Here is a 22,804-nt window from a genome sequence, read left to right on the forward strand (position 1 = left end):
CCAACGACTAGTCATTGGGGACGTTCTTCAACGACTAGTTGTTGGGGACAGTCTTTGCCGAAGGCCCCGTTGGGCGAGATGTCGAACGGAAAGGTGCCGCAACGATTGAACGCGGCGATAAACATGCGGATGGCGTTGGACGGCGTGGTGCCCACGAGCTGGGTTGCCGCCGCGAAGGCTGCCTTCTCCTCGGGCAAGACCTTCGCGACAACCGGGGTCATGTGTTCTGCCATGGCGCTCCCTTTTTGAAACGACGGTGGTGCGGATAGATGCGGGCCACGCGGCTGGGCGACGGGCTGTGAAGGCAACCCGATTGGCCCGCATCCGGAGTTTGTTTCTGCGGCGTTGGTATTACTTGGTATTCCTAAGTATTACCCCGCAGATAGAATACCACACCGACCCCATGGGGACGGAGGAAAACGGATCATTTTGTTGCTGAGTTAGTATTTAGAGCGTGATGATGTCCGAGATATCGAGGGCCTGAGCGTCGGAGGCGTCGTGTGTGGCGAACAGGAGTGTGCGGCCATCGAGGAGGTCGAGCACGACCTCGGCCGTCGCATCGCGCGCGGCGACATCCAGGCCGGTAAAGGGCTCGTCCAGAATCACCGCACCGCCCGGGCACAGCAGGGCGCGAGCGATTTCGACGCGTCGGCGCTGGCCGCCCGAAAGCTCGGCCGTACAAGCATGCACGTCGATTCCCGGCACCAGCAGGCGCAACAGGGCTGCGGCACTCGAGGCATCCACGCGTGCATCGGCGCACACGAGCACGTTATCCAAGGCAGAAGCGTCCTCGACCAGACGCGCATCCTGGAACATCATGGAGCACGGTGCGCATTCCCCCGCCGCCAGGGCAAGCAGCGTTGTTTTGCCAGCACCCGAGGCGCCCATCACGCAAGCGCGCCCGCCCGCGGGCACGTTGAGCACCAGACCATCCAGCGCCGGCGCCCAGGGCGCGCGATCGCCCACGGCAAGCGCAAGCTCCGCCACGTCGGCAGCGCCCGCACGACCGTGCAAGCCGCGTCCATGCGACCGTACCGCCGCACGCCATGCCACGGGCCCCGAAGCCCGCAGCAGCCACACCAGCACACGCTCGCATGTCCACGATGCCGCCACGACCAACACGGTCCAAGCCAACAGGTCAGCTGTCTCGATGAGCAGCTTTGCCTGATAGATGCACTCGCCTACAGTACCCACCGCCATGCCGATCAGCTCCGCGGCCACGCCGGCCTTCCAGCTCATGCCAATCACTGCCTGCGCGCACGAAAGCACAAACGGTAGAACTTCGCGCCAGGTATGGGCGCAAAACAGGCGCCAACCCCGTACGCCATGCAGGCGAAACATCTGCTCCAGCGGTTTGTTCACTTGCGCCAAGCCCTCGACCAGCGAGAAATACACGCCCGGCAGCGCCATCAAAAAAACAGCGGCGATGCTCACGCGCGCCGATCCCAGCCAAATGAGCAGCAGGACTACCACGCAGGCGACCGGTGTCGCCTTTACAAACGACAGCGCCGGAGCCACCAGGCGCGCAAACGCCCGCGACCGTGACGAAATCCCGGCAAGCACGCCACCACACACCGCGGCAAGCGCCAGCCCGCCCAGTATCCGCGCGCCCGAGCCCGCCAAAATCGCCCAGGTACCGCCATCGCACACCAGGCGCAGCAGCGCCAAGGCAACCGCGCCCGGCCCCGGTAAAATCAACGGCTGCGCCACCAGCGCCGCCGCAAAGATCCACACGGCAAGCCAAAAGGCGGCGACGGCACCCACTGCCGCCACCGCCTTCGCACGCTCAGTCATTTGTCGAGCAAACGCACGCACGGGCTACTCCATGTAGTAGAAATCGTCAGCCGGGAGCTTACCGCCCACGGCGCTCGCGTCCGCATCGGCCAGCACCTGTAGGTACCCACCGAGCGCCGCCTTCATATCTTTCCCCGTCTGACACACGAGCATGCACCCGGGAATCGCCTTTTCGGCAATCGTGGCATTATCCACGATGCCCGCATCGACCACGGCCTGAGCCCAGTCCGCCGGCGCCGCATTTACGGCCTCAACGCTCGCCGCATGGCAGCTCAAGAACTCCGCCACGGCCTCGGGATGCTCCTCGGCAAATGCACGGCGCACCACGGTCACGCCCGTCAGCAAACGGGAGCCCGTGTCACCCGCGAGCTCGTCCCACGCGTCGGTCAGGCTCACCGGTACCGACAGACTGCCCTCGCTCTTGGCGATGGCAGCGGTCTTGAATGGCTCCGGCAGCACGCCCACGGCGGACGGGTCGGCAAGCAGGGCCGACAGCACCTCGGTGGGCTCGCTCTTAAACTCGAGCGTCACTTGACCGGTCAGGCCCGCGCGCTCCAGCAGGTAGTTCATGACGTACTCCGGCGTGGTGCCCTTGCCCGTCATGTAGACGGTACGACCCGCCAGATCGCCAAACGAGGCCACGCCTGCGTCGCCCGTCACAACGTTCAGCACGCCCAGCGTGTTGATGTCGATGACCTGCACCGCACCCTCGGTCTTGTTGTAGAGAACGCTCGCCACGTTGGCGGGCACCAGGGCGATATCGACATCGCCCTGAATGACCTTGGGCACAATCTCGTCGGCCGCGGCGCTGATCGCAAAGTCGAACTCATTGTCCGTCTCGCCATCGGCAGCCTGGTCCATAAACTGCACCAGACCGATCGACGTCGGTCCCTTGAGCGAGGCAACGCGCACCTCGACCGACTCAGCGGCAGCGCCACTCGCCGCAGACCCAGCAGCCGAACTCGCAGAAGACCTCGCCCCCGCAGCTCCGCCGCCACAGCCAACCAGCGCAAGCGACAACGCGCCCGCGGCAAGCGCCGAGGCAAATCCCCGGCGCGACATTTCAAAATCAAACGCGCGCATCGCTAGCACGTCCCCTCGTTAGGCATCGTCCATGCGTGATGGTCGGTATGCAGCAATCCCTCGGCCAGCGGCGACAGCGGCGCACCCAAGAACTCGCGATAGCACGCCTGGACATCGGGATTCTCGTGCGAGAAGCGAATCTTGGCGTTCGCATCGAGGCCCCACAGTACCTGGCCGCGCTCGGCTGCCAGCTCACAGCCGTCATGGATGGGCTGACCGCCGCCACCGACGCAGCCGCCCGGGCATGCCATAACCTCAACGAAGTCATAACTCACGCGGCCGTCGCGAATCGCGTCGAGCAGACGGGCAGCGTTTCCCAGCCCGTGTGCCACGGCGACGCGCACCTTGGTGCCATCGATATCGGCCACGGCCTCCTTCCAGCCATCGAGTCCGCGCACGTCGGTAAAGAAATCGGCATCCGGGTTCTTGCCCGTCACCAGGTAATATGCCGAGCGCACGGCGGCCTCCATCACGCCGCCCGTGGCGCCAAAAATCACGCCCGCGCCCGTGCCAAAGCCCAGCGGCGTATCGAGCGGCTCCTCGACCAGCGTGTCGACGCTCACGTGGCTCGCGCGGATCATGCGCACCATCTCGCGCACCGTCAGCGCAACGTCCACGTCGGGCGCGCCGCCCTCGCCCATCATGCTCGGCAGCGCACACTCGGCCTTCTTGGCCGTGCACGGCATCACGGACACCACGAACAGACGCTCGGGCTCCACGCCCAGCACCTTGGCGTAGTAGGTCTTGGCAATAGCGCCGAACATCTGCTGCGGCGACTTTGACGTGGACAGGCTGTCGACAAACTCCGGGTAGCGCGCCTTTACAAAGCGCACCCAGCCCGGGCAGCAGCTCGTAAACATGGGCCAGCCGCGGCTGTTACTCTCGCCCTTGGCGGCGGCGCCCAGGCGCTCGATCAGCTCGGAGCCCTCCTCCATAATGGTGAGATCGGCCGAGAAATCGGTGTCGAACACGTACTCAAAGCCCACGCGGCGCAGCGCGCAGGCCAGGCGCTCAACGGTGGCATCCTCGCGCGGAATACCGAGCTCCTCACCCCAGGCGGTGCGCACGGCCGGCGCTATCTGCACCAGCACGATCTTATCGGGATCGGCGAGAGCATCAAACACGGTCTCGGTGTCGTCGCGCTCGCGCAGCGCGCCCGTCGGGCAATGCGTGATGCACTGGCCGTATGCGACACAATCAGTCTTGCCGATGGGCGCGCGCCCGCGGGTACCCACGGCGGTGTGCGTGGCTCGGCTGGTCAGGTCCCAAATCCCTAGGCCTTGCACGTTCTCGCACACCTTGATGCAGCGCATGCATTTAATGCACTTGTCGTTTTCGCGGATGATGGGGAAATCGAAGTCCCAGCCCTCGCCCGCCAAATGCCTTTGATACGGCAGATAGAAAATGCCCAGGTCGTTGGCGATGGTCTGCAGGTTGCAGTTACCGCTGCGCACGCAGCTCGTACAGCGCGAGTCGTGCTGGGACAGCAGCAGCTGCACGTTGGTGCGACGCGCCTCGCGGGCCTTGGGGCTGTTGGTGTGGACCACCATGCCGTCGAGTACGTAGTTGTTGCAGGCGGCAACCAGCTGGTCGCAGCCCTCAACCTCGACCACGCACACACGGCAGCCGCCGATCTCGTTCAGATCGCGCAGATAGCACAGGGTGGGAATCTGGATGCCGACGGACTTGGCCGCATCCAGGATCGTGGTGTGCTCGGGCACCACGACCTCGCAGTTATCGATCGTGAGCTTGACCATGTTGAGTGCTCCGCTTTCGGTGTTGTCGCTGACAGTGGTTTTGTTGGGCTCTACCATTCCAGGTTCCTCCCTCCGCGGAACGCGCCAAAGCCAAAGTGGTCGCAACGCAGGCAGCGGCTTGCCTCCTGGCGTGCCTCTTCCTCGGTAAGGCCCTGCTCGACCAGATTCCAATCGCGGATGCGCTCGCCGGCCTCACGCTCGCCCAGCTCGCAGCGGCCGCACTCGTGCTTGCCCTTAAACTGCACGGTCGGCAGCTCAACGTCGAGCTTGATCTTGTGGTCGAAGCCCAGGTAGCGGTCGATATTTGCCGAAGCAACGCGGCCGGCGTTGATGGCCCGGATGACGGTGGCGGGACCGGTCTGGCAGTCGCCGCCGCTAAAGAGGCCGTCGAAGTTGGGCACGGCGCCATCCGAATCGGTGACGACGCGACCCCACTTGCAGACGATGCCCATGTCCTCAAACGGCTTGGAATCGATGTCCTGGCCAATGGCCACGAACACGCGCTCGCAGGGAATGACGCGCTCGGGCGTCGCGGCGGCACGCGGGGCCGGACGACCGCGACGGGGCTCGCCGATAATCTGCGGCTGCACGCGCAGGCCGCTCACGCGACCGTCCTCGCCCGTCTCGATGGCGAGCGGCGCCGTCAGCTCCAGAACCTCGCAGCCCTCGGCCTGGGCACCGGCAATCTCGGCGTCCTGAGCCGTCATATCGCAGATGCGGCGGCGGTAGACAATGCTCACCTTTTCGGCACCGCAGCGCACGGCAGAGCGCGCCACGTCCATGGCCACGTTGCCGCCGCCGATGACGCACACGCGCTGGCCGCTCAGGTCGGGCAGCTCGTCGTCACCGATGGCGCGCAGCATCTTGACGGCCGACTCCACGCCGGGCGCCTCTTCGCCCGGAAGGCCGAGCTTCTTATCGCTGTGGGCGCCAATGGCCAGGTAGACGGCATCGAACTCGTCGCGCAGGCGGGCAAGCTCCTCGCCGTTGACGGAGTGATCGAGCTCAACGTCGATGCCGGCGCTCAAAATCCAGTCGATCTCGGCCTGCAGGCGCTCGCGCGGCAGACGATAGCTGGGGATGCCATAGCGCAGCATGCCGCCCAGGTGGTGGCGCTGCTCAAAGATGGTCACCTTATGGCCCATCACGGCCAGGTAGTAGGCGCAGGAAAGGCCGGCCGGGCCGCCGCCGATCACGGCGACGCGCTTGCCGGTGTTGTCCACTACATGCGGCTTGTGGTCGTTGAGCTCACTGTGCTCGACGGCAAAACGCTTGAGGGCGAGGATGTTCATGGGGTCGTCGACCATGCCACGGCGGCAGTGCATCTCGCAGGGATGCTCGCACACCAGGCCGCAGACGAGCGGCAGCGGATTGTTCTTGCGGATGACCTTGACGGCGTCGGCATAGCGGCCGGCCTCGACCAGCGAAATGTACCCGGGAATGTCGACGTGCGCCGGGCAGCCCGAAACGCACGGGACGCGGGCCTCGCGGTCAAAGCCGCAGGAGCGCTCGCGGATGTGATGCTCAAAATCGTCGCGGAAGCCGCGAATGGCCGTGAGTGCCATGGCGCCAGCTTCGTAGCCGATGGCGCAATCGCTCGAAAGATAGATGGTGCGGGCGGTGCGCTCAATCAAGTTGAGCGTGGACTCATCGGCGCGCCCTTCGAGCACATCGGCGAGCAGGTCGCTCAGCGCGCTCAGGCCCACGCGGCAGGGCGTGCACTTGCCGCAGCTCTGGGTGGAGCACAGATTGACGAGCGCTGCCGTAAACTCAACGGGGCACGGGGCGAGCGAACTCACCGCCAGACGACGTCCGAGCGCATCGTGCAGGTCGTCCATGACGGCCTGAGCGTGGCTGCGTTCCATTACATGCAGTCGTGCCATAAGATCCCCTCTCATGCGGCAGCCCGGAGGCGAGGCCGGGCGAAGTTGCTACACGCACAACACTGACCTAAAAAGTTGTTAGGTCTCCACGCAGTTCGGCAGGCGGTATAAAATGTCACCCTCGGCGGTGAAATAGAACATTACCGCAGATAAATGCCATATTTGATAAAACGCGTTACCAAATGACAATGCCCCGCCCACGCAATCACGTGGACGGGGCATTGCTCCAGGTATGCGGCCAGCGACCCTGTTGCTTTTACTTAAGCTCGGGCCAGTAACCCTTGTTGGCCTCGATCATGTCGTCGAGAACCTCCTTGGCGACCTTCATCGAAGGCACGGTCTTGTTCAGCGTAAAGGCCTTGAGTGCCTTCTCGTACGAACCCTCGATCGTGGCCTCGACCACGAGCTTCTCGGAGTTCAGCTGCTGCATCATAAGACCCTGCTGGAACAGAGGAATGTTGTCACGGCTGATGACCTCGGGGCCGTTCTTGCCAATGTAGGCAGGCAGCTCGACCATGGCGTCGTAGGGCATGTTGGGGATAGCGCCCTTGTTCTCGCAAATGACCAGGAAGCGCTGCTTGGTATCGTTCTTCAGAGCGATGGCCAGGTCGGCAATCCAGTCGCCGTGGCTGCCCGCATAGAACGTACTCTCGTCGATCTCGCCGGTCTTCTCGTAGTGGTCGATGCCGTCGAAGAGGTTCTTCTCGCGCGTCTCCTCAACCTCGTTAGCACGGGTGCGCTCGGGGTTGGAATGCTCGACGAACTCCTTCTGCTGCAGGTAGTAGTTCAGATACGTGTTGGGCAGGTACTCCGGGAAGCACTCCATGATCTCGTACTCGCCCTTCCAGACGTAGTACCAGCTGCCCTTGGTGTGGCGGTTCTGCTCGGGGTGCTCGTCGGTGGTCTCCTCGGGCTTCTTAGACATCAGCGAGCCCATGCCCTTGAGGTACGAATCGGGCAGCAGAATCTCATGCTCCTTGATGTACTCGCGCAGCTGCGGGAGCACCTCCTCGCCCTTGTGGCGGATCGAGGTGAACCAGCCAAAGTGGTTGAGGCCAAAGTAATCGTACTCGACATCCTTCTTGTCGATATCGAGTGCGGCGCAAACCACGTCGATGATCGCGATCGGCATGTCGCAGATGTTGATGATGCGAGCGTTAGGACGCAGCACACGGCAGCCCTCGGAGACGATGGCAGCAGGGTTGGAGTAGTTGAGAATCCAGTAGTCCTTCTTGGCGTACTTCTCGACGTCATCGATCAGCTCGACCATGGGGAAGATGGTGCGCATGCCGTAGGCAAGGCCGCCGCAACCGCAAGTCTCCTGACCCACGCAGCCGTGACGCAGCGGAATCTTCTCGTCCTGCTCGCGCATGGCGTAGCCGCCCACGCGCATCTGGGCAAACACGAAGCTCGCGTCGGTAAAAGCCGTCTTTTTGTCGGTGGTCACCGTGAGCTTGATGTCCAGGCCGAGGTCCTCGTGCAGAATCCAGTCCACGAGCACGCCGATCTTGCGCTGGCGCTCCTCGTTGATGTCGTACAGACGAATCTCGTCAACGTCGAGCTCGTCCTTGCGCAGGGCGATGGACTTGACGATGCCGGGGGTAAAGGTGGATCCGCCACCACACAGAGTAATGATCATTGTTTACTGCTCCTTCTCAATTGCGTTTTCGACCTTGTCGCGCATCTCGGCGACCTTCATGCCAAAGATGATCTGGATATTGTTGCCGTTACGGTTGATGCCGCTGTTAGGCACATGGTTGATGAGGCTCTCATCGATGAGGTCCGGGTTCTTAACGTTCACGCGGAGACGCGTAAAGCAGTTCTCGAGCTCCTCGATGTTGTCCTTGCCGCCAAGACCTGCGACCAGGTCGGCAATACCTGCATCGACGCCCTCTGCGGGAGCTGCGGCAACAGCGCCCTGCTTCACCGCGACAGACGCGGCGGCCTCGCCCTCGGCAACGGACTCGGCGAGCTCGGACTCCTCCTCGCGACCAGGCGTGTGGAGGTTGAGCTTCTTAATAAGGAAGGTGAAGAGGAAGAAGTACAGCGCGGCGTTGACGACTCCGAGCACGAGCATCATCGGCCAGTTGGTCTTATCGACACCAAGAACCAGGTTGGAAACCACGATGTTGATGATGCCGCCTGCAGTCGAAGCGGGCACGGAGAGGACCTTGAGCAGGACCAGGAAGATGCCGGAAAGAACCGAGTGAACGACAAAGAGCACGGGAGCGGCAAAGACAAAGAGGAAGTCCATGGGCTCGGTCACGCAGGAAAGCACGGCGGTGATGATCAGCGGGATGATGACAGCCTTGGTCTTGTCCTTGTTCTGCTTGTAGGCGGTGAAGATAAAGGCGAGACCGATACCGATGTAGGGCCACAGGTTGTTGAAGGTATAGCTGTTGAAGTAGGTGCTATCGGAGAAGGGCTGGCCCGTCATTGCCATCTCGGCGACACGGATGGGATAGGCGCCGGCGATAACCTGATCGCCCAGCGTAAGGGTGCCGCCCACATCGGAGAACTGGAACGGGGTGTAGATGAGGTGGTGCAGACCGGTGGGAACGAGCAGCTTGTTGAGCATGCCGTAGATAAACAGACCGATGTTGCCCGATTCCTTAATGATGCCGGCAACGGAGGAGATGGCACCCTGAACCGGAGGCCAAACGATGCAGAAGCCAGCACCCATGATCCAGGAAATGATGATCATGATCAGGAACGGAAAGCGAACGCCCGAGAACATCGAAAGAGCAATGGGGAACTGCTTGTTCGAGTACTTGTTGAACACGGCACCGGTGATGCAACCAAGAATGATGCCGCCAAACACGCCGGTATCGAGGACCTGAATGCCCATAACGGTGGCCTGGCCGGTTCCGGTAAGGCCGAGCATGCCGCTCGCTTCGGCAAGAGAACCGGTGGCGTTGAGCACGATGTTATTGGCCTGCAGGAACAGGAAGAACGACATCAGGGCGATCAGCGAAGCATGGCCCTTGTTCTTCTTTGCCATGGCGCCGGCGATGCCCACGCAGAACAGAATCGAGAGGTTGTTGATGATAAACATCAGCGACTGATAGACAACGGCGCCCACAAGCTGGAACGGACCGGAGCCCAGTACGGGGATCACGGCGCAGATGGTCTTGTTGGTCAGAATAATGCCCACGATGAGCAGAATGCCGGCAACCGAGAGATACATCATCGGCTGAACGATAGACTTCGCGAACACCTCCAACGGCGCTTTGAAATTGAACTTCTTTTTTGCGGTCATAGCGGTACTCCCCTTCCTTTTCCGCAAATTAAGACAGATGTGCCCTGGACAAGACCGTGAGCCTTGCCTTATATCAATCGATGTGTGGGCACGTTATGCCTAGAGACCAGGTTCTCCAAGCAGGTTAACAATGTGATATGCGAGATAACTCTTCTCGGCATCGGTAACGACGACGTTATAGGTAGACGCTAAGTGGTCGGCTATGGCGTCCGCGCACGAGAATGCGCACGGGTACGCCGTTTCATCGATTCGGAACAGCGCGTCGCCATTGATTTGCCCGGCCGCAGGATCGAGCGCTCGCTGTGCGAAAAACTGCAGGTGACGAACGAAACGCTCATAGGGCAGCGAGGTGTTATCGAGGGTCGTAGCATAGCGTTCGGAAACAATCGCGAGCACGTCGCGAACAAGCTGGACCGAGATGATGAGACGGTCGGAGCGTTGCGGCACGGTGGCGTTGACGATATGCAGCGTAATAAAACCCTGCTCTTCTTCGCTCATCTGGATGCCCATATACTCCTTGACAATCTGCAGCGCACGGCCCGCAAGCGCATACTCCTTGCGATAGAACTGCTGGATCTCGAGCAGCAACGGATTCTCGCAGGAGACGCCCTTGCGCTCGCGCTCCAAAGCAAGGCCGATATGGTCTGCGAGGGCAATGAGGATCTTGTCGTTGATATCAACATTGAGCTCCCGACGGAGCATCTGAACAATGTCCTCGGCAATCACGAGGTTGACGGTGGGGATGGACTCTAAAAGATGTGCCAAGCGGTCAATCGTACGCGAATCCTGAGAAGTGCCCTCCTGCAGCGCATAGGTCTTTTCGACCGATGCGTCATCGATAGCGTCGCCGGCATGACGGCCAAAGCAGAGGCCTCGACCGATGACAATGAGCTCGGAGCCATCGTCCGAAGTGACCATTGCGACGTTATTGTTGAAAACTCGCTTGATAACCACGGTACCCACCACAAGAATTTACTCGGAAAGCCAGACGACAGGCTCTTTAACAGCAACAGGGCCGGAAGCATGCTCACGAAGAGTCGAATTCTCCGAGCGCTCGCACACGATAACGAAGACCGTGGGATCGAAGCCGGCGGCGCGGACCGCGTCGAAATCGACCTCGACGAGGGGCTGGCCCGCGTCGACATGGTCACCCTGGGCAACAAGCGCATGGAAGCCCTTGCCCTCAAGTTTAACAGTGTCGATTCCGATATGCAGCATCACCTGAGCAGAGCTGTCGTCAGACATGATGCCCAGCGCGTGCTCAGTCGGAAATAGCGCCGCGACGGTGCCGGAAACAGGAGCGCACACCGTTCCCTCTTGGGGAACCACGGCAACGCCATCGCCCACAGCACGGCTGCTAAAAGCGGGATCATTGGTTTTTTCTAGGTGAACAAGCTCGCCGGAAACAGGAGCGAGGATTTCGAACTCGGAAGCTGCAGTCTTCTGCTCATCCGAACCGCCCATCAGGCGAGAAAAGAAACCCATGGTGGCATGTCCCTTCATAAATATAGCCCAACCAAAATCAAGCGAATGCATCCATAGAGACACACCCGTTCAAAGACTTTGGTTAGGCCCACGTCCGAGGGACTCGGTAACCTTCCGCATTTCTTTTTACGGGACCTATTGTAGACAAGCCCAAAGCCAGAACAATCATTATGACCGGTGAACGGTATTTATTCTCCGATAAACGGTTTTTAGGCGATATTTGGATGTCTCTATAGTTTTGTAACCCTCGTGGCTATTCCCGGTGAGGCACCCGACCCCGTATCGCGGCGCATGTCGCCCCCAATCTGGGTATCCGGTGCATGGTGCCCTATTGTCTTGCATAATTTCGCTTGCGTCATGCATAAAAAGACGGGGGCACCCCTTCCCGTCCCAACGTACCCCCGCTTGGACCGTGCAAAAACCGGAATATTCAGCATCGCGGTCCCCGTCGGCGACGCCGCGAATCGGGGAAGCCGCGCGATCGGCGTCATTTTGGGGCCCGGCGCGACGCGAAACGCGTGATTTTGCCGCGTCGGACCCCGTCCGCCAACCCAAATAGTCTGTCGAAGGATCTCGCTGGCCCAAAAAGACGCTTCCGGTGCGTATGCAGCCGCCCCGGCCTGCTGAATACTCCCAAAAATGCACGGTGCACCCGGGGGGACCCGTGCATGCCGTGAAAAAACACGCTCACATCCAAAAGAATGCGAGCGTGAAAGCAAGATTGCAGCAGGGGCGCCAGACGGCGGGCGGAATCCCTGGCGTGTCCGCCCGGGCACCACAGCCGCCGCGTGTCAGTGGGGAGCTTCATGTTCTCCGTCGATGCCAGAACCCCGCATACGCGAATCTCCAACTAAGCCGATAGCCCACATCTCTTGCCGCGACCGCCTCCGTGCATTTTCGTGAGGGGGACTGGCCCACCTAAAACTGCACCCACTAAAAAGGGCCCCGAGCACAGTCTGCTCGGGGCCCAATTTCATCTCGCCTTACCGCGCGACGCGTATGCTACTTGCGCTTGCCGCCGCCGTCGCCGGGACGACGGGAGCTGCCGCCGCGCTTGCCGCCACGGCTGTTACCATAGCTGCCACGGTTATCGCGACCGCCGGCACGACCGCCGCGGGAGCCGGCCTGGTTGCCGCCACGCCCGCCGCGATAGCCGCCACGGCGCTCCTCGCGGGTGTCATCGTAGTTGCGCCAGTCATCGCGACGATCGCGGCTGGCACGCGGGTCGCGACGATCACGCGACTCATTCGAACGACCGGCGCCGCTGCGGCCACCGTTGCCACGAGCGCCCTCGCGACGCTCGCCGCCACGGCCACCCTCGCGACCCCCGCGCTCGTCAAAGCGCTTGCCGCCGCGGGACTCGCCGCTGCGGGTACCACGCTCGTCACGCGAACCACGGCCCTCGCCACCGCGACGCTCGTCACGGCCACTGCGCTCGTCATTGCGACCGGAGCGACGACGGTCACCCGAGCCGCGCTTGCCGCCGCGTGAACCACGGCCCTCGTCCTCGCGCTCAACACGACGACGACCGCCACGGTCCTCGTCCTCGCGGCGACGGCGATGCGCCTCGCCCTGGAACTGCTTGGCACGGCGCTCGGCACGGTTGCCGCGCGGGGCCTGCTCGACGGCAGCAGCACCGCCGCGCTCCTCGGCAGCCATCTCGCGGGCCACACTCTCCACGGCCTCGTCCACGCGAGCCTGAACGCCCTCGCGCACGCGGGTCTTACCGCCACGCTTGGGACGGCTCGGACGCTCGCCGTCGCCACGACGCTCGTCGCGGCCGCGGTTGGAACGACCGGCCACATCGCCGTAGTCATCGCCGTTGCGCTTGCCGTCGCGACGTGCCTGCTCAAGCTTCTTCTTGCTCTTGGACTTGCCGCGCTTGGTCTTCTTCTTCACCTTAAAGGCCGCAGGATCGCGCTCGGGATCAACGGCGGGCGGGTTGGGACCCACATGCAGGTCGCCGGCCTCGTAGATGTCGGCCGTCTTGTCCATGAGCTTCTCGATCTCGTAGAACTCATCGACATCCTGCTCGGTCACGAACGTGATGGCCCAGCCCAGCTCGCCGGCACGACCCGTGCGGCCAATGCGGTGGATGTAGTCGGTCGGCTCGGCCGGCACGTCAAAGTTCACGACGTAGCGCACGTCGCTGATGTCGATGCCGCGGGCGAGGACATCGGTTGCCACCAGTACGTCGACGGTGCCGTCGCGGAAGGCCGAAAGCGCGCGCTCGCGCTGGGCCTGGCTGCGGTTGCCGTGAATCGCGGCGGCCTTGATGCCCTTACGCTCCAGACGACGGCAGCAGCTGTCGGCGCGGTGCTTGGTACGCATAAAGACGATAGTGCGCTCCGGGCCCTCCTTTTTGAGGAACTCGGGCAGCAGGTTGTTCTTGGCCTCGATGGACACCGGGAACACAAACTGGTCGACGGTGTCGGCGGTCGACGTGGCGGGCGCGATCTCCACGCGTGCCGGGTCGCTCACCAGGTCGGTGATCTCGCCCACAGCCTCCTCGTCGAGCGTGGCCGAGAACAGCAGCGTCTGGCGCTCGGCCGGCGTCTCGCGCACAATACGGCGAACGGCGGGCAAAAAGCCCATGTCGAGCATGCGGTCGGCCTCGTCGAGCACCAGCACCTTGACCTCGTTCAGGTGGCAGGCGCCCTGCTCGATCAGGTCGACCAGACGGCCCGGCGTGGCGACCAGGATGTCGCAGCCATACTTGAGCGCCGCGGTCTGCGGCTTGTAGCTCACGCCGCCCACGACGGTCACGGCGACATGGCCGGTGACGTCGGCAATCTTGCCGGCGACCTCATCGATCTGCTGGGCAAGCTCGCGCGTGGGGGTGATGACGAGCATCACGGGACCGCGACCGTTGCCCTCGGGCTTCTTGGCGCCGCGACGGCGGTTGCGGCCTCCGCGCTCGCGCACGGGCTTGGGCGGAGCGATGTGCTCCAGGTTGTTCATGGTCGGCAGCAAAAAGGCAGCCGTCTTGCCGGTGCCGGTCTGAGCGGCGGCAAGCAAGTCGCGGCCCTCGAGCACCACGGGGATGGAGCCGGCCTGCACGGGCGTGGGCGCCGTGTAGCCCAGGTTCTCGATAGCACGAAGTATCTCGTCGGAAAGGCCCAGCTCGTCAAAGGCGGGCAGGCTCTCGGTCGCGGACTCGACGGCCTGGGCAGCATTGGCCTCATCGGCGGCATCGAAGGCAGCCTGGGTCATGGCCTCGCGGGTCTCGTCCAGGATCTCGGCGTCGGTGACGTCGGATACAGAATTACGCATATGTTGTTGTTCCTTATCTGCACGCGTTATGGGCACGGCATGCGGCCGCGCGAGCGTGCTTGGTAGTGCGCTAATACATACAAAAACAGGTGCGCACAGAGAGGACGTTGCTCAGCACGCTGGCGATCGCTTTGGCAGCCCTATCACGCGCCGTCCAGACGCAGCAGCTCTAAGCGATGGAGCAGATTCGCCGCCGGTTAGTATACCCGTACTCCGTATGCCCCCACGTAAACCACAGATGACGGGGCGGACGGGGCGGGCCTGGGCCAATTGTCTCAATCTATAACAGATACTCAGCAAAAACCGGTCCAGCTGTTATAGATCGAGACAAACTCAAACCTCGCAAAACAAAATCTCGATCTATAACAATTAGAGGTCATTTTCCCTGCTAGATATTACAAATTGAGATGTTTGACAGGGACTGACAACGATTGAGCAGCCACCCTCATCTGTATCGAAATGTCATACATTTCTTTCTGCACTGGACACCCCCAGGGGGTATGGGTGTACAGTATCGGCAGGTTAACAATTACAACACCTAACTGCAGAAAGGAGAAGCCATGGCTCAAGATACGTTCGACGTGGGCGGTATGACCTGCGCCGCCTGCCAGGCGCACGTAGACCGCGCCGTGAGCAAGCTCGACGGCGTCGAGAGCGTCGCGGTCAATCTGCTCGCCGGCTCCATGATGGTCGACTATGACCCCGCGCAGGTCACTCCCGACGACATCTGCACCGCCGTCGATCGCGCTGGCTACTCGGCCTCACCCGTCAGCACGGGCACCGACGCCGCCCAAAGCGGCAGTACGCAAGCCAGGTCCGGCGCCGCCCATATGGAGTCGCCCACCAAAAAACTGGAGGCCGCCGCCTCTGCCATGCGCACTCGTCTCATCGTCTCAATCGTATTCCTCATCCCGCTGTTCTACATAGGCATGGGGCACATGCTTGGCTGGCCGCTGCCCGGCGTCTTCACCGACCATACCCACAGCATGACGCTCGCCCTCACCGAGCTCGTCCTGCTCATCCCCATCGTCTATGTCAACGACGCGTACTTTATCAACGGGTTTAAATCGCTCGCGCACGGCGCGCCCACCATGGACGCCCTCATCGCCGTGGGCGCCACCGCCTCCATCGCCTGGTCGCTCTACGCCATGTTCATCATGGCCGACCAGTTAGCCGCGGGTCAGGTCCACGAGGCCATGATGACGGGCATGGACAATCTGTATTTTGAGAGCGCAGGCACGATCCTGTCGCTCGTCACCGTGGGCAAATACCTCGAGACGCGCAGCAAGTCCAAAACCGGCGGCGCTATCGAGGCGCTGATCGACCTGGCGCCCAAGACCGCGACCGTCGTGGCAGAGGACGGCAGCGAGACCACCGTCGACGTCGACAGCATCCTTCCCGGCCAGATCCTGCGCGTACGCCCCGGCGAGTCCATCCCCGTCGATGGCGTGGTGCTCGAGGGCAGCTCGGCCGTGGACGAGAGCGCGCTGACCGGCGAGTCCATCCCCGTGGAAAAGACCGCCGGTGACACCGTCAACGCCGCCACCGTCAACCGCACCGGCTCGTTTACCTTCCGCGCCACGCGTGTGGGTGCCGAGACATCGCTCGCCAAGATCATCAAGCTTGTCGAGGACGCCAACGCCACCAAGGCGCCCATCGCCCGCATGGCCGACAAGGTCGCCGGCGTGTTCGTGCCCGTGGTGTTCGTGATCTCGGCCGTGACCTTCTTGGCGTGGATGACACTGACCGGAAGCGTCAACGAAGCGCTCACCTCCGCCGTCGCTGTGCTGGTGATCAGCTGTCCGTGTGCACTCGGCCTAGCCACGCCCGTCGCCATTATGGTGGGCACCGGCAAGGGCGCCGAGATGGGCATTCTGTTTAAGAGCGCCGAAGCGCTGGAGAATCTGCGCAGCGTGGGCACGGTGGTGCTCGATAAGACGGGCACGGTCACCCGCGGCAAGCCTGCCGTGACCGATATCGTGGTAGCCACGCGTGCTGACGGCTCGCGCGCCATGAGCGAAAAGGCGCTGCTCAAGCTGGCCGCCGCGTTGGAGCGCTCAAGCGAGCACCCGCTGGCCGAGGCGATTATGGCCGAGTGCGAGGCGCGCGGAATTGTCGCGCGCATGGTCGAGGACTTTGCCGCCGTGCCCGGTCGTGGCGTTACGGCGCGCGAGGGACAAAATGTCATCGCAGCCGGCAACGTGCGTCTGATGGACGAGCTGGGCGTTACCGTGCCCGCGGGCCTTGCCGAACAGCTCGCCGCCGAAGGCAAGACACCGCTGTTCTTTGCCAAGAACAGCGAGCTTGTCGGTACCATCGCCGTGGCTGACGAGGTCAAAGAGACGAGCGCCGAGGCCATCGCCGCGCTGCGTTCGCTCGGCGTCGACGTGCGCATGCTCACCGGCGACAACCGCGTGACGGCCGAGGCCATCGCCCGCCGCGTGGGCCTCGACCGTGCGCAGGTCATCGCCGACGTCCTCCCCGCCGACAAGGAGCGCCACGTGCGCGAACTGCAGGATGCGGGCGGCAAGGTCGCCATGGTGGGCGACGGCATCAACGACTCCCCCGCCCTGGCGCGCGCCGACGTGGGCCTTGCGATCGGCACAGGCGCCGACATCGCCAAGGAGGGCGCCGACGTGGTACTCATGCGCAGCGATCTCATGGACGTCGCCCGCGCCATCGAGCTTTCGCGCGCCACGATCCGCAACATCAAGCAGGACCTGTTCTGGGCGCTGTTCTACAACGGCATCGGCATTCCGCTGGCGGCCGGTGTGTTCTTCCCCCTCACCGGTTGGCAGCTCTCGCCGATGTTCGGCGCCGCGGCCATGAGCCTGTCGAGCGTGTGTGTTGTTTCCAACGCGCTGCGCCTGCGAACCTTTAAGCCTAAAGTGGCAAAATAGGCTCACTATTACGTCCATTTAGAACGGGTTTTCCAGGTGCCAGAGATTGACCTGAAAGAGGAGCGACGCGTACTTTGGTACGCGAGCGACGGCTTGAAGGTCAAGGTCGGGTGCCTGGGAAAGCCGACACAACAGAGAGGAATACCCATGCGTTACACAATCAAGACTTCCGGCCTCATGTGCGGCCACTGCGACGCCACCGTCGAGACGGCGTTGCTCAACGTGGCCGGCGTGACCGACGCCGACGCCGATCACGAGACTCAGACCGTCCAGGTGGAGTGTGCCGACACCGTGACCGCCGAGCAGCTCGCCGCCGCCGTCGAGGGCGCCGGCGAGAAGTTTCACGCCCTGTCCGTAACCGCCGCGTAACGACCCACGCGCACCCCGACCAGAAACGAGGACCCGCCATGATGGCAGACCATAAATCGGTGACCCGCATGCTCAAGACGGCACGCGGTCAGATCGACGGCATCCTGCGGATGGTCGAGGAGGACCGCTACTGCGTCGATATTTCCACGCAGCTTATGGCCACACAGGCGCTCCTCGCGCGCATTAACGCCGACGTGCTCAAGGCACATATCGAGGGCTGCGTGACTTCGGCAATCGAATCGGGCGACGAAGACCTCAAGGCCGCCAAGCTCGCCGAGATCGAACGCGTCGTCGACAAGCTCTCCAAGTGATTGGGGCATTGGAGACAGACTTCTTTGCACCATCTTGGTGCATCGGGGATAGGTACGTTTGCACCACCTTGGTGCAGATTAACCTGTCCCCCTTGCTCTAAATCGGGCATAAAGGCGTGCAGCATATCGAACGAAAGGCAATTTGCATGAATGACTTTATGAAGGGCCGCAATGGCGCCGATGAGCTCACCATCGTTATGGGCTTTGCCGGCATCGTCATCGCGATGATCGGATCGATAGCCCGCATCCAGTGGCTCAGCTGGATCGCCATCGCCGTGATCGTGATTGGCGTGCTGCGCGGCCTGTCCAAAAACATCGATGCGCGTCGCAAGGAAAACGCTGCCTTTGTCGCCGCGACCGCGAACGTCCCCGGCTTGGGCAAGTTCGTCGCCAGCTTGGGCGGCGGCGCTGCAGCAGCCAGCACCTCGCGCGCGGCTGGAACGAGCAAGGAAGACTTTGAGCGCGCCAAGCGCACGGCCAAGAAGATGTGGAAGGGTCGCAAAACTACGGCATACCTCAAGTGCCCCAACTGCGGCCAGATGCTCTCCGTCCCCAAGGGCAAAGGCAAGATCCGCGTCACCTGCCCCAAGTGCCACGCCAAGATGGAAACCCGCTCCTAGCGCCCGCACGCGGGATTAATTAATCAGGTTTATTTGTCCCAAATCTTAAGTATTTGTTCGATAAAAAAGCCGAGGCCCCGTGTTGAGACCTCGGCTTTTTGTATGCGGCAACGGAGCTGTCCCTTTGTCACGTCTACGCCACACCGTCGCGGGCCAGCTCCTCGGCCAGCGCCTCGGCCGGCATGGCCATAATCGCGTCGAGCTCGGCGTCCACCTCGGGAATACGCTTCACCTTGAGCTTGCGTACCAGATCACCGCGACACATCACATGTATCGGCTCACGCAGAGCGCACAGGTCATCGAGCGGATTCTTACGCGTCACCAGGATATCGGCGGCCTTGCCGCACTCGATTGTGCCGGTCTCGCCGCCCAGCCCCAGCAGCTCGGCATTGACTTGCGTAGCCGTATGCAGCGCGAAGGCGTTGCTCACGCCCACGCACTTGGCAAAATAGACCACCTCACGCCACATGTCGTACTGCGTCACGAACGGGCAGCTCGAGTCCGTGCCCAGGCCCACCTTAACGCCAGCCTCCAGTGCGGCACGGGCGCTCTCGATGATGCCCGAGCACACGATGTCGCCGTTCTTCTTTTGCGTGTCAGTCGAATGGGTCTTCTCCGGATCGAGCAATACAAACGGCAGCGCTGGGCTGATAGTGCAGGTAACGCTGGGCGCACGTCCCTCGAGCTGCGTGCCCGCGGCGCCACGGTACAGCTCCAGAATCTCGGGCGTCATCGGGGCACCGTGCTCGATCGTGTCGACCCCGGCCTCAAGCGCGGCCTTCACGCCCTCGGTGCTCTCGACATGAGCCATAACCGGCAGGCCCACCTCGTGCGCCGCCTTGCACGCCGCCGCGGCAACCTCCACCGGCATACGCAGCACGCCCGGCTCGCCCACCTCGGTCGCATCGAACACACCGCCCGTTACGAACAGCTTAATGACGTCGGCGCCGCGCGCATACAGGTCTCGCACCTGCTCGGCTGCCTCGACGGGGCTGTTGGCCACCTGGGCGAACAAGCCCGCACCATGGCCGCCCGGCACCGTGACGCCCGTTCCCGGCGCTACCAGACGCGGACCCTGATACTTACCGGCGTCGATAGCGTCGCGCACGGCGATGTCGGCAAACAGCGGGTCGCCCGCGCCGCGCACCGTGGTCACGCCGCTTGCCAGCTGCTGCTGGGCACTGCCCTTGAGGATGCGGCGGACGATGGCACGCCCCACGGGATTATCGAGCTTCTTCATCAGCGCTCCCGCATCGCCGGCCGAGACAGGCTTGCCCGAGCCGCACAGGTGCACGTGCATATTGATGAGACCGGGCATGAGATACGCACCGCCCAGGTCGATAACCTCGGCACCCGCGGGCGCCTGCGCCACAGCACTCGGCCCCATCCAGGTGATGACGCCGCGCTCAACAGTCACGGCCATATCGGGTTGCGGCTCCATATGCTCCGAACCATCCAGAATGGTCGCATTGATAAACAACGTGGAACGATCGGCAGATGCCATATCGAGCTCCTCCCTCACGATTAACTTGAACATTTGTCCATTATCACCTAGTCCCGCTGGATTGCTGCAGACGCATCGGTTAACGGAAGGAAGAGAGGATGTGGGGGACGGAATACGTTGCAGTCCCATCCCAGCGGCACTAGGGAAATCTCTCGATCTATAACAGGTACAGGGTTATTGGGCCCCCTGATGTTACAGATCGAGACATTCGGTCGACGTTTCACCGGCTTGTCTCGATCTGTAACAATTACGAGCTCAAACAACCTCTAAACGTTACAGATCGAGACAAAACCTCTCAGCGCCCATACCACTGGCATCTCCACTCCTCAGCCAATTCAACCTGCCGAGGAATACCCGCCAGCCTCATTTTCTCGACTAGCTTCCCCGGGTCTTTGAGTTCGTTAAACGTAAACCGAAGCACCTTATGCCCGAGCATTGTCAGATGAGATTCCCGCTGACGCTCTACCACGAATGGGTCAACCGACTCCCGACCCTCGCCGCTCTGCAAGGTGTACTTCCCCTTTCCGTCGAGCTCGCCGATGACACACGTCCCGTCCTCGAGCCGCCAAAAATAGTCGACGCGAAACACCTGGCTCGGATCGAGCGGGTCGCGAAACTCCACCTGCAGCTCCGGAACCGGAAAGCCGTACGCAATAAAGAATGCTCGGAACCGAGACTCGCCGCCGTTTTCAGACAGCCCGTCCGCATACGACGCAATCACCTGTGCCCTGCGATACCCTCGCCTGCCCTCGCAATCGGCGCGGAGGCGCTCGCACAAATCCCCACGTGATACGCCTTTCGCCCGCAGTGCAGAATCGGCAATCGCCAACCCATAGGAGAACGGCGCACGCAGTAGGCAATCCTCCACCGTGCGCCAAAACGACGTCACCCGCACGCCATCAACATGCTCGAGTGCGCCCGCCATCTGCGGACGCAACAACCTGCACCCGCCGCTCAACGTCACCGAACAACCCGTCTTAACAAGAAAACGCGACCCAAGCAGATCATTCGGCACCTCCAGGCCCCACAAAAGCGCCGCGTCATAGCCCCAAAACGCCCAATCGGGATGAAACTCTGCAAGCCCTTTGATGGTACGCAGCGTTCGCTCCGCCGGCGTCAGCACACCCCAATCATGTTGAAAGCAGAACAAATACGGCTCGGGTTCCGCGATATCGTCGGTTCCAACATGACGCCGCAGCCACATGAGCTCGGCATTGTCATGCGTTGTGAGCAGCGCACCTTGCTCGGTCGCCTCCGTGAGTCGCGCGAGCATCCTATTCCGCGCCAACGTGTTGCGAGTCGTATGCTTGTGCTTGAAAACGGTATTAGACACTTCCATCACCACCACATCGGACAAATGGACCATCGTCACCGTTGCCTCCACCGACAAACGTCTTGATCTGTACCAGTAAGACGTTCTCCAGGCCCCTAAACGTTACAGATTTAGACAAACCAGCGGCGCCCAAGCATTCGTCTCGTTCTGTAACAGGTAGACCGGTTTTTTGTCCCCAAACGTTACAGATCGAGACAAAAAGGCAAAAGGCAGGGCAGGCGACAACTACCCATCCCCTACTCCCACTCCTGCTCGTAGATATTGAGCGACTTTACGTACCGCCCCTGGGCACCCATGATGTCGCGGACCAGACGCAAGAAAAAGCTGATGCACGAGGTGTCAAAGCCGTCCTGCAGGTCCTCGGGATGCACCGCACCCGGCCCATCGACCGCCGTGTCGTTCAGGCGCGCGATGTCATACAAGTAGAGCTGCCCCGCCGTAAGCCAGGCATCGTCGACGCAGGCAAGGCGCACCGCAATCGCGCCGTCGTTCCAATGCTCCTTCTGCACGATATGCGGGTCGTAGACATCAAAGCGATGATCGGTGCGCGTGTCCTTCAGCACGACCATGCCGGACGCAGGATTCTTGTCCAAAATGCCAAAGCGCGAGAAATACTGCGTGTCGCGTACCTGCTCGAGCCGCTTGAGCGAGGCAGGCGAAAGCGATGCCGGCGGCTCGTCAACATATAGCTCAAGCAGCGTTTTGCCATGGCGATAGGGGCGCTCGAAGAGCAGCCAATCGGTAAACGCCATGTTGTAGGCCATGATTTCGTTTTGAGAAGGCCCCTCGCAATAGCTGAGCCACGGGTCGACAATGACCTCGAACTGTTCGCGTGCCGGCTCCAGGAATTGAAACTTCCGCAGCATCCAAAAGTGAGCCATGTCGGCAATATCGTTGCCGACGGCTTCAGCCAGCTCTGCTCGGTCAAAAGCGTGGTCAGTCATGGCATCCTCCTCAAACTGATGGACCTCAATTTGAGCTTACGAGGAGGGTGGGCAGCCACGACCAGCGCGGGCAAAATAGGCCTCCGGCTGCAAACCAGATGCTGACCAAACACTTGACGAAAAGCTTGACCGAAAATGCGCACCGCAACAAAACCGCAGGCAAACATAGACGGCCAGCCCGCCCTTTTGAGCCAGATGCCTGCAGCCACCACAGAAACAACAGGTGACCACAGCCCAAGAAGTCGACAAATGAACACCCGTACGTCGACAAACGAGCAAATCACTCGCA

Annotated in this window: 17 protein-coding genes; 4 read left to right on the forward strand and 13 right to left on the reverse strand. The window is 62.0% G+C overall.

Annotated features, from left to right (window positions below):
* Positions 1-11 precede the first annotated feature (11 nt).
* From DXA43_RS03180 to DXA43_RS03225, 10 genes are all read right to left on the reverse strand, one after another.
* Positions 12-233 (reverse strand): hypothetical protein, encoded by a 222-nt coding sequence (locus tag DXA43_RS03180; protein ID WP_117757910.1) that lies wholly within the window; start codon positions 231-233, stop codon positions 12-14.
* A 214-nt stretch (positions 234-447) separates the two neighbouring features.
* Positions 448-1,815, reverse strand: coding sequence for an ATP-binding cassette domain-containing protein (locus tag DXA43_RS03185; protein ID WP_147346225.1), 1,368 nt, complete (start codon positions 1,813-1,815; stop codon positions 448-450).
* A 3-nt stretch (positions 1,816-1,818) separates the two neighbouring features.
* Positions 1,819-2,877 carry an ABC transporter substrate-binding protein gene (locus DXA43_RS03190; protein ID WP_117806246.1) on the reverse strand — a complete coding sequence of 353 codons (1,059 nt, stop codon included), beginning with the start codon at positions 2,875-2,877 and terminating at the stop codon, positions 1,819-1,821.
* A gap of 2 nt (positions 2,878-2,879) precedes the next feature.
* Positions 2,880-4,634, reverse strand: a complete 1,755-nt coding sequence (locus DXA43_RS03195) for a [FeFe] hydrogenase, group A (RefSeq protein WP_117806278.1) — start codon at positions 4,632-4,634, stop codon at positions 2,880-2,882.
* 50 nt (positions 4,635-4,684) lie between these two features.
* A complete protein-coding gene (locus DXA43_RS03200) occupies positions 4,685-6,517 on the reverse strand; it encodes an NAD(P)-binding protein (protein WP_117806247.1) in 1,833 nt (610 codons plus the stop codon).
* Positions 6,518-6,773: 256 nt separating this feature from the next.
* The gene (locus tag DXA43_RS03205) at positions 6,774-8,156 is read right to left on the reverse strand and encodes a 6-phospho-alpha-glucosidase (protein WP_117716899.1); all 1,383 of its coding nucleotides are present in this window, start codon (positions 8,154-8,156) and stop codon (positions 6,774-6,776) included.
* 3 nt (positions 8,157-8,159) lie between these two features.
* Positions 8,160-9,776 (reverse strand): PTS transporter subunit EIIC, encoded by a 1,617-nt coding sequence (locus DXA43_RS03210; RefSeq protein WP_117806248.1) that lies wholly within the window; start codon positions 9,774-9,776, stop codon positions 8,160-8,162.
* A 99-nt stretch (positions 9,777-9,875) separates the two neighbouring features.
* Positions 9,876-10,730, reverse strand: a complete 855-nt coding sequence (locus DXA43_RS03215; RefSeq protein WP_233540008.1) for a PRD domain-containing protein — start codon at positions 10,728-10,730, stop codon at positions 9,876-9,878.
* 18 nt (positions 10,731-10,748) lie between these two features.
* Positions 10,749-11,261 carry a PTS glucose transporter subunit IIA gene (locus tag DXA43_RS03220; protein ID WP_158564931.1) on the reverse strand — a complete coding sequence of 171 codons (513 nt, stop codon included), beginning with the start codon at positions 11,259-11,261 and terminating at the stop codon, positions 10,749-10,751.
* A gap of 1,002 nt (positions 11,262-12,263) precedes the next feature.
* On the reverse strand, positions 12,264-14,534 hold the full coding sequence (locus tag DXA43_RS03225) for a DEAD/DEAH box helicase (protein WP_199580515.1): 2,271 nt from the start codon (positions 14,532-14,534) through the stop codon (positions 12,264-12,266).
* A gap of 560 nt (positions 14,535-15,094) precedes the next feature.
* Between DXA43_RS03225 and DXA43_RS03230 the strand changes: the two genes are divergently transcribed.
* The 4 genes from DXA43_RS03230 (at position 15,095) to DXA43_RS03245 (ending at position 18,734) form a co-directional block, all read left to right on the forward strand.
* Positions 15,095-17,434, forward strand: a complete 2,340-nt coding sequence (locus DXA43_RS03230) for a cation-translocating P-type ATPase (RefSeq protein ID WP_117806250.1) — start codon at positions 15,095-15,097, stop codon at positions 17,432-17,434.
* Between the two features lie 147 nt (positions 17,435-17,581).
* The gene (locus DXA43_RS03235) at positions 17,582-17,803 is read left to right on the forward strand and encodes a heavy-metal-associated domain-containing protein (RefSeq protein WP_006235338.1); all 222 of its coding nucleotides are present in this window, start codon (positions 17,582-17,584) and stop codon (positions 17,801-17,803) included.
* A gap of 38 nt (positions 17,804-17,841) precedes the next feature.
* Positions 17,842-18,114: a metal-sensing transcriptional repressor gene (locus tag DXA43_RS03240; protein ID WP_022094020.1), complete on the forward strand. Its 273-nt coding sequence runs from the start codon at positions 17,842-17,844 to the stop codon at positions 18,112-18,114.
* Between the two features lie 146 nt (positions 18,115-18,260).
* On the forward strand, positions 18,261-18,734 hold the full coding sequence (locus DXA43_RS03245) for a hypothetical protein (RefSeq protein WP_117806251.1): 474 nt from the start codon (positions 18,261-18,263) through the stop codon (positions 18,732-18,734).
* A gap of 133 nt (positions 18,735-18,867) precedes the next feature.
* Here DXA43_RS03245 and DXA43_RS03250 read toward each other — a convergent pair whose 3' ends face one another.
* The 3 genes from DXA43_RS03250 to DXA43_RS03260 all read right to left on the reverse strand — a co-directional run bounded on the left by DXA43_RS03250 (position 18,868) and on the right by DXA43_RS03260 (position 22,515).
* Complete coding sequence (locus tag DXA43_RS03250) at positions 18,868-20,238, reverse strand: amidohydrolase family protein (protein WP_233540009.1); 1,371 nt, start codon at positions 20,236-20,238, stop codon at positions 18,868-18,870.
* Positions 20,239-20,533: 295 nt separating this feature from the next.
* Entirely contained in the window at positions 20,534-21,610 is a 1,077-nt protein-coding gene (locus DXA43_RS03255) for a hypothetical protein (protein ID WP_117806253.1), read from the reverse strand.
* Positions 21,611-21,807: 197 nt separating this feature from the next.
* Positions 21,808-22,515: a hypothetical protein gene (locus DXA43_RS03260; RefSeq protein ID WP_117806254.1), complete on the reverse strand. Its 708-nt coding sequence runs from the start codon at positions 22,513-22,515 to the stop codon at positions 21,808-21,810.
* Positions 22,516-22,804 lie beyond the last annotated feature (289 nt).

The sequence above is a fragment of the Collinsella sp. OF02-10 genome, from assembly GCF_003463445.1.
Lineage (GTDB): Bacteria > Actinomycetota > Coriobacteriia > Coriobacteriales > Coriobacteriaceae > Collinsella.